We start from the raw sequence: 13,823 nt of genomic DNA, 5'->3' as shown, positions 1-13,823 counted from the left end.
GGGGCGCTACTGAACCCGGGCGTCGTACGCGTGCCTGGCCGCCATCAGCGCCGGGATCGAGCGGCGGGCCCACTGCGCGAGCAGTTCCAGGGGCTCGCGGACGTCCTCGGCCAGCGGCGTGAGGGCGTACTCGACGCTCGGCGGCGCGTCGGGGTACACGGTGCGCGTGATCAGGCCGTTGCGTTCGAGGTTGCGCAGGTTGAGGGTCAGCATGCGGCGGCTGACCCCCTCGATCGCCCGCTCCAGCTGCGTGAACCGGCGCGGCCCCTCGCCCAGCTCCACCAGGATCTGGATGCACCACTTGTCCCCGATCAGCCGCAGCACTTCGGGCAGCGGGCAGTCGGTGACCTGGTCCGTTACGGCGGTGTTCCGTTGCGACAAGAAAGTGCCTCCTTCTCAGACCCGGAGATCATCCCCCAGGATGTTACCCGTTACAAAACAGAACGTTCCTGTTCAGAAGGGGTATAGCCGTGTATTTCGCGCGGAGCGCCGGCCACCGCATCGCCTACCAGGTCGCCGGGAACGGCGGGCCGCCCGTCGTCCTGCACCCCGGCATGTTCGAGGACGGCGGCCACTGGGCCCACCTGGGCTACACCAAGGTGCTCGCCGCCACCCACACCGTGATCGCCATCGACCCGCTCGGGCTCGGCGCCAGCGACGCGCCCCGCGATCCGGCGGCGTACGCGGCCGAGCGCCGGGCCGCGTCCGTCACCGCCGTCCTGGACGACCTCGGCCTCGACCGGGCCGCGTTCTGGGGCTACTCGCTGGGCGCCATGACCGGGTACGCCGTGGCCGCCCACGCCCCCGAGCGGCTGACCCGGCTGGTGGCCGGCGGCTTCGACCCGGACGGCTTCCGCTCCCGGGTGCCGGCGGTGCTGGCCGCGCTCGGGCTGCCCGGCGACCACGACGTGTACGCGATCGTCAAGGAGGGGGCGCTGGCCGATCCGTACCAGGTGGCGGTCATCGAGGCGGGCGACCCGGCCGCGTACCGGGCGAACTACGACGCGTTCTCCCGCGAGCCCGGCCTGGGCGCGCGGCTGGCCGCCTCAGGGGTGCCGGTCCTGATGTACGCGGGCGGCCTCGACCCGTGGCACGACCCCATGCGCGACTTCGCGCTCGCCCACGGCGCCCCGTTCTTCACGGTGCCCGGCGCCGACCACGGCGAGGCGCTGCGACGGCGGGACGACGTGCTGCCCGAGGTGCTGCCGTTCCTGGCCTGATCCACTACCCCAGGGCGTGGTCCAGGTTGAAGGCCGCGCTGATGAGCGCCAGATGGGTGAACGCCTGCGGGAAGTTGCCCAGCTGCTCCCCGGTGTGCCCGATCTGCTCGGCGTACAGCCCGAGGTGGTTGGCGTAGGTGAGCATCTTCTCGAAGGCCAGGCGGGCCTCCTCGACGCGGCCCGCCCGCGCCAGCGCCTCGACGTACCAGAACGAGCAGATCGAGAACGTGCCCTCCTGCCCCTCCAGGCCGTCCGGGCTGAGCTCGGGGTCGTAGCGGTAGACCAGGGAGTCGGAGACCAGGGCGTCGCCGAGCGCGTCGAGGGTGGACAGCCACTTGGGGTCGGTCGGCGAGACGAACTTGGCCAGCGGCATCATCAGCACGGCCGCGTCCAGCACCTCGTCGTCGAAGTGCTGCACGAACCCCTGCAGCCGCTCCGACCAGCCGTGCCGCATGATGTCGCGGTAGATGGCGTCGCGGCTCTCCCGCCAGCGCGGCATGTCGGCGGGCAGGCCGCGCTGGATGGCCACCCGCATGGCGCGCTCGATGGCGACCCAGCACATGAGGCGGGAGTAGGTGAAGTTCCGGCGCCCGCCGCGGGTCTCCCAGACGCCCTCGTCGGGCTGGTCCCAGTGCTCGCAGACCCAGTCGACCAGCGTGGACAGCTCCTCCCAGCGCCGGCTGGAGATGGGCGTGCCCCACTTGTTGTAGAGGTAGATGGAGTCGATCAGGGCGCCGTAGATGTCGAGCTGGAGCTGGCCGACGGCGGCGTTGCCGATCCGGACGGGCCGCGAGCAACGGTAGCCCTCCAGGTGCGGTAGCTCCTCCTCGGGCAGGTCGCTGCGGCCGTCGATGCCGTACATGATCTGCAGTGGCCCGCCGGGGCCCGGCCGGTCCAGCCGGACGTGCTCGTCGAGGAAGCCCATGAACGCCTCGGCCTCCTCGGTGAAGCCGAGCCGCAGCAGCGCGTACACGCAGAAGGCGGCGTCGCGCACCCACACGTAGCGGTAGTCCCAGTTGCGCGGGCCGCCGATGCGCTCGGGCAGGCTGGTCGTCGGCGCGGCGACGATGCCGCCGGTCGGCGCGTAGGTGAGCAGCTTGAGCGTGAGCGCGGAGCGGTGCACGATCTCCCGCCAGCGCCCCCGGTAGCGGGAGGCCGACAGCCACTTGCGCCAGAAGCCGACCGTGGCGGTGAACAGCCTCTCGGCCTCCTCCAGCGGGCAGCCGCGCGGCTCGATCCCGGAGGTGAGCCGGTCGAGGGCGAACACGGCCAGCTCGCCCTCCCGCAGCGTGAACCGGCTGCGCGCGTCGCGCCCGTCGTGCTCGACCGGCACGCTGGAGACGAGCTCCAGCGTGAGCGACGGCGACTCGAAGATGAGCTGCCCGCCCTCCTCCCGCACGGTGTGCTCCTGGCGGGCGTAGTCGAAGCGGGGCGCCACCAGGGCACGGAACGGCAGCGTGCCGCGCACGCACGTGACCCGCCGGATCAGCCGGTGCCGGTCGGCCTCGGAGGTGTCGCCCTCCACGGGCATGAAGTCCTGGATCTCGCCCACGCCGTCGTCGGCGAAGAACCGCGTGATCAGCACGTTCGTGTCGGGGAAGTAGAACTGCTTGGTCGTGTACGGGACGTCGGCGGCCAGCTCGAACGAGCCGCCCCGCTCGGCGTCCAGCAGCGAGCCGAACACCGACGGGGCGTCGAAGCGCGGGCAGCAGTACCAGTCGATGGTGCCGTTCGTGCCCACGAGCGCGACCGTGCGCAGGTCGCCGATCAGGCCGTGCTCGCCGATTGGCAGGTAGCGCGGGTCGCCGGGCCGGCCGTCCGTGCCGTTCGCGCTGCTGTCTGCCTCCATGTTCCCAACGTAGGCAGCCACGGCCGCCACGTCTCGGGGACGCGCCAGGAAGAAGACGTCCCGGCTACCGCCGCGCCTGGACGGCGTACCGAGCCGCCGCGAGCAGCAGCGGGAGCACCCCCCACGCGGCCAGTACGGCGAACGCCGCCCACGCCGGCATGATGTCCGGGACCTGCTCGATGAGCTGCAGCGCCGGATACGCCGGCAGGAACCGGCTGACCTGCTCACCTCCGGGCAGGTTGACGACCAGGAACGGCAGCACGAGCACGATCGCCACCAGCACCGCGGTCGCCACGGCGCCGTTGCGCAGGAGCGCGCCGAGCGCCAGCCCGAGCAGCGTGGTCACCACGATCATCAGCGTGCCGCCGGCGATCACCGTCCAGGCGCCGGCGGGCAGCGGCGAGGGATGGTACGCGGCGGCGACGAACTGCCCGAAGAGGTAACCCGGCACGGAGATGAGCAGCGAAGCGCCCACCGCGGCCCCGCCCAGGACGGCCGCCTTGGCCAGCAGCACCCGCACCCGCGACGGCATCGCGACGAACGTCGTGTCGATCATGCCGGTCGCGTGCTCGCCCGCGATCGTCATCGTGCCCAGCATGCCGAGCGGGAGCTGGGCCAGGACCACCCCCACGTACACGGCGACGACGATCCCCATGGCGGCCTGATCGCTCGTCCGGGCCGGGTCCCAGCGCCCGATGACGGTGGCGGCGCCCAGCACGGTCAGCGCGAGCGACACCAGCACCCCGATCCCCAGCGCCCACCAGGACGAGCGCAGCGTCCTGAACTTGATCCACTCGGCGGCGAGCACGCTCACGGCGCGCTCCTTCCGATGACGTCCATGAACGCCTCCTCCAGCGACGTGCCGGGGCGCACCAGCTCCCCGAGCGCGGCGTCGGCCCGCAGCCGGCCCCCTGCCAGCACGATCAGATGGTCGGCCGTCACCGCCATCTCGCTCATCAGGTGGCTCGACACGAGCACCGTGCGGCCCTCGGCGGCCAGGGACTTCAGCAGCCCGCGCAGCCACCGGATGCCCTCGGGGTCGAGCCCGTTGCCGGGCTCGTCCAGCACCAGCACCTCCGGGTCGCCCAGCAGCGCCGCGGCCAGCCCCAGCCGCTGCTTCACGCCGAGCGAGAACCCGCCGATGCGCCTGCCGCCGGCGTGGCCGAGCCCGACGAGGCCCAGGAGCCCGCCGATGCGGCTGCGTGGCAGGCCGTTCGAGCGGGCCAGCCACCACAGGTGCTGCTCCGCCGTGCGCCCGCCCTGCACCGCGGTCGCGTCCAGCAGCGCGCCGACCCGCGTGAGCGGCCTGCTCAGCTCCCGGTACGGCAGGCCGTGCACGGTGGCCCGCCCCGCCGTGGGCGCGTCGAGCCCGAGCAGCACCCGCATGGTGGTGGTCTTGCCGGCGCCGTTCGGGCCGAGGAAGCCGGTGATCCGGCCGGGCGGGACCGTGAACGACAGGTCGTCCACGGCGAGCGTCCGCCCGAAGCGTTTGGTGAGTCCGGTGACTTCGATCATGCCCTCCACGATCGGCCGCCGCCGGCGGCCCCGCATCGGTCTCAGGACCGATACGGCCGGCCGGGCGGTCCGGCTAGGTTTCCTACCGTGCGCGAACAGATCCGACCTCCCCTGCTGAGCCGCGTGCCGGAGTGGGCCTGGGTGACGGTCGACACCGCGATCGCCCTGGTCCTCGCGGCCTCGTTCCTCGGCCTGGCCGCCTCGCGCAACGCCTCGGAGCCCGACGCCCTGGACCAGGCGGCGGCCCTCGCGACCGCGCTGCCCGTCGCGGTCAGGCGGGTGTGGCCGCGCGCGGTGTTCGTGATCGTCCTGGTGGGCGGGCTCGGCATGCGGGAGTTCCTGATCCCGCACGCCGACCCGCTCTGCCTGCCGCTCGCCCTCTACACGCTGACCACGCGCGGCAGGGCCGTGCTCCCGCTCCTCGCCGCGGGCGCGGTCACCGTCCAGGGCGTGGTGGCCTTCCCGGTCACCGGGACGGTCCGCGACCAGCTCGGGCTGGTGCTGGCCATCCTCGTGGCCGCCTGGGCCGCCGGCACGGCCGTCCGCCAGCGCAGGCGCTACACCGGGCAACTGGCCGCGCAGGCGGAGGAACGCGCCCGCGCGCAGGCGGTCGCGGAGCGGCTGCGCGTCGCCAGGGAGCTGCACGACGTCATCGGGCACAGCCTGAGCACCATCGCCGTGCAGGCCGGCGTCGCGGGCCACGTGGGGGAGGCCGGGGAGATGAGCCGGACGCTGGCCTCGATCGAGGAGACCAGCAGGTCCGCGCTGCGCGAGACCCGGCGGCTGCTCGGCGTCCTGCGCGAGGACGGCGAGGCCGACCTCGCCCCCGCCCCCGGGCTCGCCGACCTCGGCGCGCTCGTGGCGCGGACCAGGGCGGCCGGCCTGGACGTGGACCTGACCATCGACGGCGACGCCGCCGGCGAGATGCGTCTACCGGATCGTGCAGGAGGCGCTGACCAACGTGCTCAAACACGCCGGCGCCCGCCACGCCGCGGTCCGCGTCGAACGCGAGGAGGACGCATTGACCGTGGAGATCACCGACGACGGCACGCGCGGCGCCGCCCGGCCCTACGGGCACGGCCTGACCGGGCTGCGCGAGCGCGTGCACCTGTTCGGCGGCGAGTTCGAGGCCGGCGCCCGCCCCGTGCGCGGCTACCGCGTCATGGCGAGGCTGCCGCTGTGATCACCGTGCTGGTGGCCGACGACCAGCCCCTCATCAGGGCCAGCTTCCGCCGGCTGATCGACGCCACGCCGGGCATGCGCTCGGCCGGCGAGGCCGCGACGGGCGCCCAGGCGGTGACGGCCGCGGCCCGCGACCGTCCCGACCTGGTGCTCATGGACGTGCGCATGCCCGAGATGGACGGCATCGAGGCGACCCGCCGCATCTGCGCCGACCTGCCCGGAACCCGCGTGCTCATCGTCACCACCTTCGACCTCGACGAGTACGTCTACGGGGCGCTTCGGGCCGGCGCCGCCGGCTTCCTGCTCAAGGACACCCCGCCCGCCGAGCTGATCAGGAGCATGAACGTCGTCGCGGCGGGCGAGTCGCTGCTGGCGCCGACCGCGACCCGGCGGCTGATCCAGCGGTACGTGAGCCCGCCGTCGCGCACCGGCGGCCTCGGCATCACCGAACGGGAGCGCGAAGTGCTCGTCCTGGTCGCCAGGGGGCTGTCCAACGCGGAGATCGCCGAGACCCTGTACGTCAGCCTCAGCACGGTGAAGACGCACGTCAGCAGCCTGCTGACCAAGCTCGGGGCGCGGACGCGCGTCCACCTCGTCATCGCCGCCTACGAGGCCCGCCTCGTCTGACCTGGGCACGGGTGCCGGGGCGATGGGAGGCGAACCCCGGCTCAGGGCGATGGCGGGCGTTCGAGCATGGCGGCGAAGCCGTCGAGGTGGCGGGCCAGCCCGTACTCGAACAGGCCGTCCACGTCCGTCGCCGTCTCCTCGGGCACGGTGGCCAGCAGCGGGAACCGCCCCGTGCCGAGCAGCGCGTCGGCCTGCTCCCGCTGGGCCAGCCACCAGCGCTCCAGCGTCACGCCGGTCTCCTGCTCGGCCTCGGCCTCCTGCGCCATGGACAGCGCCGCCGACACGACCAGGGTGTGCAACGTGAGAGCCTCCCGCAGCCGGGTCTGGATGGGCAGCCCGAGCCCGTCGAGCGCCCGCAGCGTCCACTCCGTGTGCTCCATCACGCGCGGCACCAGCAGCGGGCGGGTGAACGAGATCGCCCTCGGCAGCCACAGATGCCGGCGGCACAGCTCCCACTGCCGGCGGGCGATCAGCTCCAGCTTGGCCCGCCACCCGTCCGGGCCCGGCCGGGGCAGCTCCACCTCGCCGAACACCAGGTCCGTCATCTGCGTGACCAGCTCGTCCTTGCCCGCCACGTGCCGGTACAGCGACATCGCGCCGACGCCCATCTCGGCGGCGACCCGGCGCATGGACACGGCGTCGAGCCCTTCGCGGTCGGCGATCGCGACGGCGGTGCGCAGGGTGTGCTCGCGGTTCAGCGCGCTCTTGCTCGCGTCCGCCGGCTGCCGCTGTTCCGAGTGATCGGAACGGGCGGCGACCACCGTGCCCGAGCCGACCTTCGTCTCCACCAGCCCTTCGTCACGAAGCGCCGCCATCACCTTCGTCGCGGTCGCCACCGCCACCCCCCAGCGCCGGGCGATCTCGCGGACGGAGGGGACGCGGTCGCCGGGGCGCAGCTCGCCCTTCGCGATGCGGGCGCGAAGCTCGGCGACGATCGTCCGGTAGGGCGGCATGGGACTGAAGTGTACTAGTGCACTTCTGCTTTCGTCCAGCACACTTCTTCGGGTTGTGCGCGTCAATCGGGATATCTCCGTCTATACGCTGTACGCATGACACTTGATACGGCGTACGCATCCGTGTGGCGCGCTGAGGACGAGCGGGCGGTGCTGGACGTCCTCACCGAGGCGTTCATGAACGACCCCGTCGTCCGCTGGCTCTTCCCCTCGGCCGGCGACCGGGGCCGCCTCCAGCGGCACTACTACCGGCCCCTGCTCGCCCACCCCGCCGCAGAGGCGTACCTGGCCGGCGACCGCGAGGGGGCGGCGGTGTGGCTGACCCTGGCGGCGGGGGAGCGGGCGTCCGGCACGTTCGAGCCGGGAGCCTTCGGCGAGAGCGGCGCGCGGCTGCGGGCCCTGGGCGCGGTGCTGGAGCCCCGGCACCCCCGCGAGCCGCACCTCTACCTGCCCTGCGTCGGCGTGCTCGGCGGCCGGCGCGGCGCCGGGCTCGGCTCGGCGATGCTGCGGCACCGCCTGCGCCGCGCGGACGCCGACGGCCTGCCCGCCTACCTGGAGGCCAGCTCCGAGCGGAGCCGGGCGCTCTACCTGCGGCACGGGTTCGAGGAGCACGGCGAGCCGGTACGCGTACCCGGCGGCCCGACCCTGTGGCCCATGTGGCGTCAACCTACTCAAGAAAAGGAAATGTCATGACTCGTCCGACCCTGGTGTTCATCCACGGCACCCACTCCTCGTCCTGCCTGGCCTCCGGCCTGATCACCGAGCTGACCCTGCGCGGCCACCGCGCCGTGGCCCCCGACCTGCCCGGCCACGGCGGTGACGCGTTCTACCCCCGCTCCTACCAGGCCCCGCAGGACCTCCAGGCGCTCGCGAGCGAGCCGTCCCCGCTCGCGAAGCTCACCATCGACAACTACGTGGAACGGACGGTGGACGTGGTGCGCCGCGCCCGCCGCCACGGCCCCGTCATCCTGGCCGGCGCCAGCCAGGGCGGCGTCGTGGTGAGCAGGGTCGGCAACGCCGTCCCCGATCTGCTCAACCGGGTCGTCTACGCCGCCGCGTACTGCTGCGTGGACCTGCCCAGCCTGAACGCCTACCTCGGCACCCCGGAGAACGCCACCAGCCTCCTGCCGCTGGTCACCGCCGCCATCGCCGGCGACCCGGCCGCCCTGGGCGTGGCCCGGGTCAACTGGCGCACCGCCGACCCGGCGCTCATCGACGGCATCAGGCAGTGCCTGGCCGGCGACTTCACCGACGAGGCGATGACCCGCCTGCTCAACGCGTTCCAGCCGGACGAGCCCGTCGGCATCCCCCTCGCCGACGCCCGCGGCCAGGCCGGTACCTGGGGGCGGATCCCGCGCACGTACATCCGCTTCACCGAGGACCGGCTGATCCCGCTCGCCCTCCAGGACCGCTTCATCGCCGAGGCCGACCGCCTCACCCCGGACAACCCCACCGACGTCCGCAGCATCGCCGCGCCCCACGTCGGCCCGTTCGACCGTCCCGACCTGGTGGACATCCTCGCCGACCTCCTGGCCCCTGACGGCTCGGCCGCCTGACGGCTCGGCCGCCTGACGGCTCGGCCGCCTGACGGCTCGGCCGTCATAGCCCTCAGGCGGCCTGCGGGGCAGTCGCCTGAGGCTTCGGTCGCCCGCGACGTTGGGCCGCCCGCGATGTGGGGCCGACCGCCGGCGGGGTGGGCGTGGCCGTTCGGGGCGCGGGCAGTTTGGGGCGCGGGCAGTTTGGGGCGCGGGCAGTTTGGGGCGCGGGCCGTTTGGGCGCGGGCAGTTTGGGGCGCGGGTGTGGTGGCCTGCGGGGTGCGGGTGACCGCCTACGGGGTGGGCAGCCGAGCGACGGCGTTCAGTTTGCCGGCCAGGTCGGCGAGCGCCCGTGACGCGGCCAGGTCGTCGCCGCGCTCGGGCAGCGGCGGGTCGGCCGCGGCGCGGTGCGCCCGTCCCAGCCCGTCCACCCGTCCGCCACCCCTGGTGAGCAGCACCGCGCGGGCGGAGGTGTCATCGCCGTGCTCGGCGAGGTGGATCCGCACGGTCCACTGCTTGGTCCTCATCCCGTCAACCTCCTCATGGGGGCAGGTGCACGTGCACACTCACCCAACGCCCGTCCGGCGCGGGGCGCCAGAGGCGAACGTCCCGGCCTTTGTGCCCTGACCGGAGGGGACCAGGGACTCTGCCCGGACCGGACGGGCCGGAGCACGCTGGCAGGCAGTGAGGAGGAAGCCGATGACAGCCAGACGTACGATGGCCGCGCTCGCGGCGGGCGCGGCGGCCGGCCTGCTGGTCGTCCGCCCCTGGCTGGCGCACTGGGGTGCCACCGCGGCGGAGCGGCGAGCCCCGATGCCCGGCGACGACATCGTGCCGCGCGCCCACTTCCGCGCCACCCGCGCGATCACCATCGGCGTGCCGCCCAAGGAGGTGTGGCCGTGGCTGGTGCAGATGGGCGGTCACCCGCGGGCCGGCTGGTACAGCTACGACCGTATCGGCAACGCGGGCCGGCCCAGCGCCGACCACATCATCCCCGACCTGCAGCACCTGCACGCCGGCGACGTCATGCCCATCGCCCCGGACGGTTCCGGGTTCGTGGTGGAGCGCATCGACGCGCCGAACGTGCTGGTGCTGGCCGTCCGCGCCTACGAGGGGACCGTGAGCTGCTGTGTCACGCTGCGCGAGCACGGCGGCGGCGCGCGCCTGGTGATCCGGGTGCGCGTGCTGGCCAGGCCGACGCTGCGCGGGCTCGCGTTCCTGTCGCTGATGGAGCTGGGCGACTTCGTGATGATGCGCAAGCAGCTGCTCACGATCAAGGCGCGGGCGGAGGGGACGCCTCATGGAGCCGGGAGCGGGCGGGGCTCAGTCCGACGACTCGCGCAGTCGCCGTAGCTCCGCTCGCAACGACTCCACCTCGCGGTGCAGGGCCTGGATCGCGACCAGTGCGACCCCGTTGGCGTCGATGCAGTGGATCGCCTTGTCGGTGCCGCCCAGCCCGAACGCGGCCCACCAGTCCTGCGCCATCGGGCCCAGGTGCCACACGTGGTCGCCGTCGTTGCGGTAGCGCCACGTGCTGACGGGCAGCGCGACGACCTTGGCCAGCACGTCGTGGCCGTTGACCGCGCCATCTGGGTGCGTACGGGCAGGAGACGCATCGATCGCGTCGTCCGGGGGAGCGGGCGCGGCGGGCGGATGGTGCGGGGCCCCGGTGCTGCGCCGCGCGCGGTCGCGGAGCCCCAGGGGCCACCTCAGTGCCATGCGACGGGCGTGATCGCGGTCTTGAGGTCGCGGTCGGACGTGCGGGCCTGCGAGGAGGACGCCGTTTCCGTACGGCCGAGCGAGAGGTGGACGACCTGCCCGGCCTGCTGGCCGAGCCAGATGCCGTCGGCGCCGATGTCCGCCGAGTAGCCGAGCGTGGAGCCGTCGGCGCCGGTCACCGTCACCTCGACGGCGGCGAGGTGCCACCGGTCCTCAGGCGTCTCCTCGGAGGCGCGGAACCGGAGATAGACGGGCTCGTGCCGGAGGTCGCCGAACCGGCGCTGGGGCTTGCGCGGGTCGTTCTCGTCCGGGTGGATGACGTTGGCGCCGTCGCCGAGGACGTAGGTGTGGTCGGAGCCGGCCTGGAAGTCGTTGACGTCGGAGCGGGCGAGGAAGTACTCCCGCCCGGTGATGCCGAGGTAGACGTCCGCCTTGTAGTGGTCCACGCCGCCCGAGGCGCCGTCACCGGTGCCGTCGCCGCCGGTCCTGATCCGGGCGGAGATGGTGGTGATCGCCTGGCTGCTGTTGCGGGGGTCGGGGCTCATGAAGAGAGCTCTCCTTTCATTCGGTGACCCTTTGTTGCTATTCAATTACTTACTGTAGTTATCGCAGCTAGTCGGGCATAACTAGCTGGAGGGGGCAAGCCGCCAGAACAAGCAGATAGGCGACCCTGTCGGACCACGCACTCCACAGACGAACGAGGGTTTTCCCGGCAAGTGGCGGCCGTGACCGGACGGGGCCTTGTGACAGTCGTCGACCGCGCATGACCCGCGAGGACACCTGGGCAGGCGATGCTGGAGCTGTCGGAAGCCGCTCCGAGCATGCGGAGGAGTGTTCACATGCGTGCTGTGCCGGAATCTGCCGCCCGCGCCTCTTCGGCTCTCCTGGCCGCCGGGGTGCTCGCCATCGGCGGCTTGTGCTCAGCGGTGCCCGCCGGTGCGGCGCCGGCCGCGTCCGTCCAGGAACGGCTGCCGCTCCGGGACGACTTCGCCTGCGGGCAGGGGCCCGGCGGGATGAAGATGACGATGCGGAGCAACCAGGAGATGGCCCACGCCTGCGCCACGGCCGGTGAGGTGGCGGGCGCCTACGCCGCCGCGCCGCGCCAGGCCGGCGCGGAGAGCCCCGCCTCGGTGACCGTCGACGGCGCGAACTGGGCCTGCGTCCAGAAGAGCGAGCTGGACGAGTCGTACGTCGAATGCTCGCACGCCGACGAGATGCTGTCGCTGTCCGCATACGAGCCCGTGAGCTGAGCGGACACCGGGGGAGCGGTCGGCCCGCACCACTCGGGCGGCACGACCGGCTCCCCGGACCGGAGCCGTCGAGCACGACTCCGGATCCTCGGAGGGAAGTGTTGCCAGATGAGCCGCAAGACCACGATCCGCCCCGCCCTCATCGCCCTGCTGGCGGCGGCCGCCGCCGCCCTGCCGCCCACGGCCGCCGCCGCCCGGACACAGCCGGCGGCATCTCACCACCTCGCCGCCGACCCCGGGCCGGGCGAGGCCGCGTCCAAGACCCATCAGTGCGGTCAGATCGGGCTGTCCATCGAGGCGAGGAGCGCCGACGACAAGGAAGGCGCGTGCGAGACCGCCAGGAAGGTGGCCAAGGAGGCCATCGAAGGCAGCGCGCCCGGCCCGTCCGGCGGCCTGAACGGCCTCACGGTGCAGGTCGACGGGCAGACCTGGTCCTGCCAGGACCGCCAGAGCGACGAGGACGTCAACCCGCACACGCTGTGCGCCAACACCAGCCGCGAATCCGAACAGGTCCTCCTCTACTCCTGACCCCGCCACGCCCGCCTCTGGGGGACCTTTGAGGTGCGCGGAGGCGGGTAGGGCGTCGGGATGGACAGCGAGCGGGGGACGCCCGAGGCCGTGATCGTCGTGGGCGCCGGCATGGCGGGGCTGGCCTGCGCCGTGCACCTGCACGAGGCCGGCGTCCCCGTACGGGTGCTGGAGGCGTCCGACGGGGTCGGCGGCCGGGTGCGGACGGACGTCGTCGGCGGGTTCCGGCTGGACCGCGGCTACCAGGTGTTCAACACCGCCTATCCCGAGGCCCGCCGCGTCCTCGATCTCGACGGGCTCGACCTGCGGCCGTTCGCGTCGGGGCTGCTCGTGCAGGGGCGCACGGCGCGGGCCAGGGTGATGCTGCCGTGGCGGCACCCCCGGCACGCGCTGAGCCTGCCGCTGTCCGGCGTCGGGACGCTGCGCGACAACGCCGTGCTCGCCGCCGTCACCGCGCGCGACCTGGCCGCGCCCGCCGACCTGCTGCGCGGCGGGACGGAGCGGCGTACCGACGAGGAGCTGCGTGCCTGGGGCATGTCGGAGAGGATGCTCGACTGCCTGATCCGCCCGTTCCTGGCCGGAGTGCTCCTCGAACGCGAGCTGGAGACCTCCAGCCGCGTCTTCCACCTGCTGTGGCGCTCGTTCGCGCGCGGCACCATCGGGGTGCCCGCGCTCGGCATGGGGCAGCTCCCGCACCGTCTCGCCGACCGGCTCCCGCCGGGCGCCGTCACGCTCGGCACCCGCGTGAGCGCCGTCGCGGCGGACGGGGTGCGGTGCGCGGACGGCGCCGTCGTCGGCGCGCGGGCCGTGGTGGTGGCCGCCGACCCGGACACGGCCGGCCGCCTGCTGCCCGGCCTCCCCGTGCCGCCCATGCGCGCGGTGACCACCTTCTACCACGCCGCGCCCCGCTCGCCCCTCGACGAGCCGATCCAGATCGTCGACGCCACCGGCGCCATCACCGACACCCTGGTCCTGACGGACGCCGCGCCCGAGCACTCCGCCGACGGGCGCGCGCTGATCTCCACGTCGGTCCTGGGGCTGCACGCCGACGAACGCCAGGTCCGCCGCCGCCTGACCGAGATCTACGGCGACACCTCCGGCTGGGAGCACGTGGCCACGTACCCGGTCCCGGCGGCCCTGCCCGCCATGCCGCCGCCGCACCCGCTGCGCCGGCCGGTGCGCCTGAGCCCCGGCCTGTACGTGTGCGGCGACCACCGCGACACCGGCTCCCTCCAGGGCGCCCTCGTCTCCGGCCGGCGCGCCGCCGAGGCCGTGCTCGCCGACCTCCAACCGGCCGGGCACCCCGCCGACCGGCGGCCGGACCACGCACCCGCGCGCTCCGCCGACCGTCCCGGCCCGGCCACCCGCCGGTAGCCGGACCGCCCGAGGAGGCAAGGGACGAGCGCGGGCTCGCAGCCCCCGTCGAGCGGGGGCGCCCGCCTCGC

Annotated in this window: 15 protein-coding genes and 1 pseudogene; 8 read left to right on the top strand and 8 right to left on the bottom strand. The window is 73.7% G+C overall.

The window, feature by feature from the left end; all coding sequences use genetic code 11:
* Positions 1–6: 6 nt before the first annotated feature.
* Positions 7–381 carry a winged helix-turn-helix transcriptional regulator gene (locus HCN51_RS54735; RefSeq protein ID WP_168021709.1) on the bottom strand — a complete coding sequence of 125 codons (375 nt, stop codon included), beginning with the start codon at positions 379–381 and terminating at the stop codon, positions 7–9.
* An 89-nt stretch (positions 382–470) separates the two neighbouring features.
* Between HCN51_RS54735 and HCN51_RS54730 the strand changes: the two genes are divergently transcribed.
* On the top strand, positions 471–1,220 hold the full coding sequence (locus HCN51_RS54730; RefSeq protein WP_168021708.1) for an alpha/beta fold hydrolase: 750 nt from the start codon (positions 471–473) through the stop codon (positions 1,218–1,220).
* 4 nt (positions 1,221–1,224) lie between these two features.
* Here the strand turns inward: HCN51_RS54730 and HCN51_RS54725 are convergent, their stop codons facing one another.
* The 3 genes and pseudogenes from HCN51_RS54725 to HCN51_RS54715 all read right to left on the bottom strand — a co-directional run.
* Positions 1,225–3,069 (bottom strand): glycoside hydrolase family 15 protein, encoded by a 1,845-nt coding sequence (locus HCN51_RS54725; RefSeq protein WP_168021707.1) that lies wholly within the window; start codon positions 3,067–3,069, stop codon positions 1,225–1,227.
* Between the two features lie 64 nt (positions 3,070–3,133).
* Positions 3,134–3,883: an ABC transporter permease gene (locus HCN51_RS54720; RefSeq protein ID WP_168021706.1), complete on the bottom strand. Its 750-nt coding sequence runs from the start codon at positions 3,881–3,883 to the stop codon at positions 3,134–3,136.
* 56 nt (positions 3,884–3,939) lie between these two features.
* A pseudogene (locus tag HCN51_RS54715) lies at positions 3,940–4,584 on the bottom strand (ABC transporter ATP-binding protein); the annotation flags it as partial.
* 87 nt (positions 4,585–4,671) lie between these two features.
* Here HCN51_RS54715 and HCN51_RS62830 point away from each other — a divergent pair.
* On the top strand, positions 4,672–6,393 hold the full coding sequence (locus HCN51_RS62830) for a response regulator (protein ID WP_168021704.1): 1,722 nt from the start codon (positions 4,672–4,674) through the stop codon (positions 6,391–6,393).
* A gap of 41 nt (positions 6,394–6,434) precedes the next feature.
* On the opposite strand, the gene HCN51_RS54705 is transcribed toward HCN51_RS62830, so the two are convergent.
* The gene (locus HCN51_RS54705; RefSeq protein ID WP_168021703.1) at positions 6,435–7,346 is read right to left on the bottom strand and encodes a TetR/AcrR family transcriptional regulator C-terminal domain-containing protein; all 912 of its coding nucleotides are present in this window, start codon (positions 7,344–7,346) and stop codon (positions 6,435–6,437) included.
* Positions 7,347–7,442: 96 nt separating this feature from the next.
* Between HCN51_RS54705 and HCN51_RS54700 the strand changes: the two genes are divergently transcribed.
* Positions 7,443–8,039 carry a GNAT family N-acetyltransferase gene (locus HCN51_RS54700; protein WP_168021702.1) on the top strand — a complete coding sequence of 199 codons (597 nt, stop codon included), beginning with the start codon at positions 7,443–7,445 and terminating at the stop codon, positions 8,037–8,039.
* A complete protein-coding gene (locus HCN51_RS54695) occupies positions 8,036–8,902 on the top strand; it encodes an alpha/beta hydrolase (protein WP_168021701.1) in 867 nt (288 codons plus the stop codon). Before HCN51_RS54700 ends, HCN51_RS54695 begins: the two co-directional genes overlap by 4 nt.
* Before the next feature lie 272 nt (positions 8,903–9,174).
* Here HCN51_RS54695 and HCN51_RS54690 read toward each other — a convergent pair whose 3' ends face one another.
* The gene (locus HCN51_RS54690; RefSeq protein ID WP_168021700.1) at positions 9,175–9,408 is read right to left on the bottom strand and encodes a dsRBD fold-containing protein; all 234 of its coding nucleotides are present in this window, start codon (positions 9,406–9,408) and stop codon (positions 9,175–9,177) included.
* A gap of 172 nt (positions 9,409–9,580) precedes the next feature.
* Between HCN51_RS54690 and HCN51_RS54685 the strand changes: the two genes are divergently transcribed.
* Positions 9,581–10,234, top strand: coding sequence for a hypothetical protein (locus HCN51_RS54685; protein WP_168021699.1), 654 nt, complete (start codon positions 9,581–9,583; stop codon positions 10,232–10,234).
* On the opposite strand, the gene HCN51_RS54680 is transcribed toward HCN51_RS54685, so the two are convergent.
* Positions 10,205–10,600, bottom strand: coding sequence for a tail fiber domain-containing protein (locus HCN51_RS54680; protein WP_168021698.1), 396 nt, complete (start codon positions 10,598–10,600; stop codon positions 10,205–10,207). The genes HCN51_RS54685 and HCN51_RS54680 overlap by 30 nt on opposite strands.
* Positions 10,591–11,145, bottom strand: a complete 555-nt coding sequence (locus HCN51_RS54675) for a hypothetical protein (protein WP_168021697.1) — start codon at positions 11,143–11,145, stop codon at positions 10,591–10,593. The genes HCN51_RS54680 and HCN51_RS54675 overlap by 10 nt, the downstream gene beginning before the upstream one ends.
* Positions 11,146–11,439: 294 nt before the next feature.
* On the opposite strand from HCN51_RS54675, the gene HCN51_RS54670 reads away from it, so the two are divergent.
* From HCN51_RS54670 to HCN51_RS54660, 3 genes are all read left to right on the top strand, one after another.
* The gene (locus HCN51_RS54670; RefSeq protein WP_168021696.1) at positions 11,440–11,850 is read left to right on the top strand and encodes a hypothetical protein; all 411 of its coding nucleotides are present in this window, start codon (positions 11,440–11,442) and stop codon (positions 11,848–11,850) included.
* A gap of 108 nt (positions 11,851–11,958) precedes the next feature.
* Positions 11,959–12,378 carry a hypothetical protein gene (locus tag HCN51_RS54665; RefSeq protein ID WP_168021695.1) on the top strand — a complete coding sequence of 140 codons (420 nt, stop codon included), beginning with the start codon at positions 11,959–11,961 and terminating at the stop codon, positions 12,376–12,378.
* Between the two features lie 60 nt (positions 12,379–12,438).
* A complete protein-coding gene (locus HCN51_RS54660) occupies positions 12,439–13,752 on the top strand; it encodes an NAD(P)/FAD-dependent oxidoreductase (protein WP_168021694.1) in 1,314 nt (437 codons plus the stop codon).
* The last annotated feature ends 71 nt before the right edge of the window (positions 13,753–13,823 follow it).

The organism is Nonomuraea composti, from assembly GCF_012034275.1.
In the GTDB taxonomy this organism is placed as follows: domain Bacteria; phylum Actinomycetota; class Actinomycetes; order Streptosporangiales; family Streptosporangiaceae; genus Nonomuraea; species Nonomuraea composti.
This window is presented reverse-complemented; position numbering and strand designations above follow the sequence as displayed.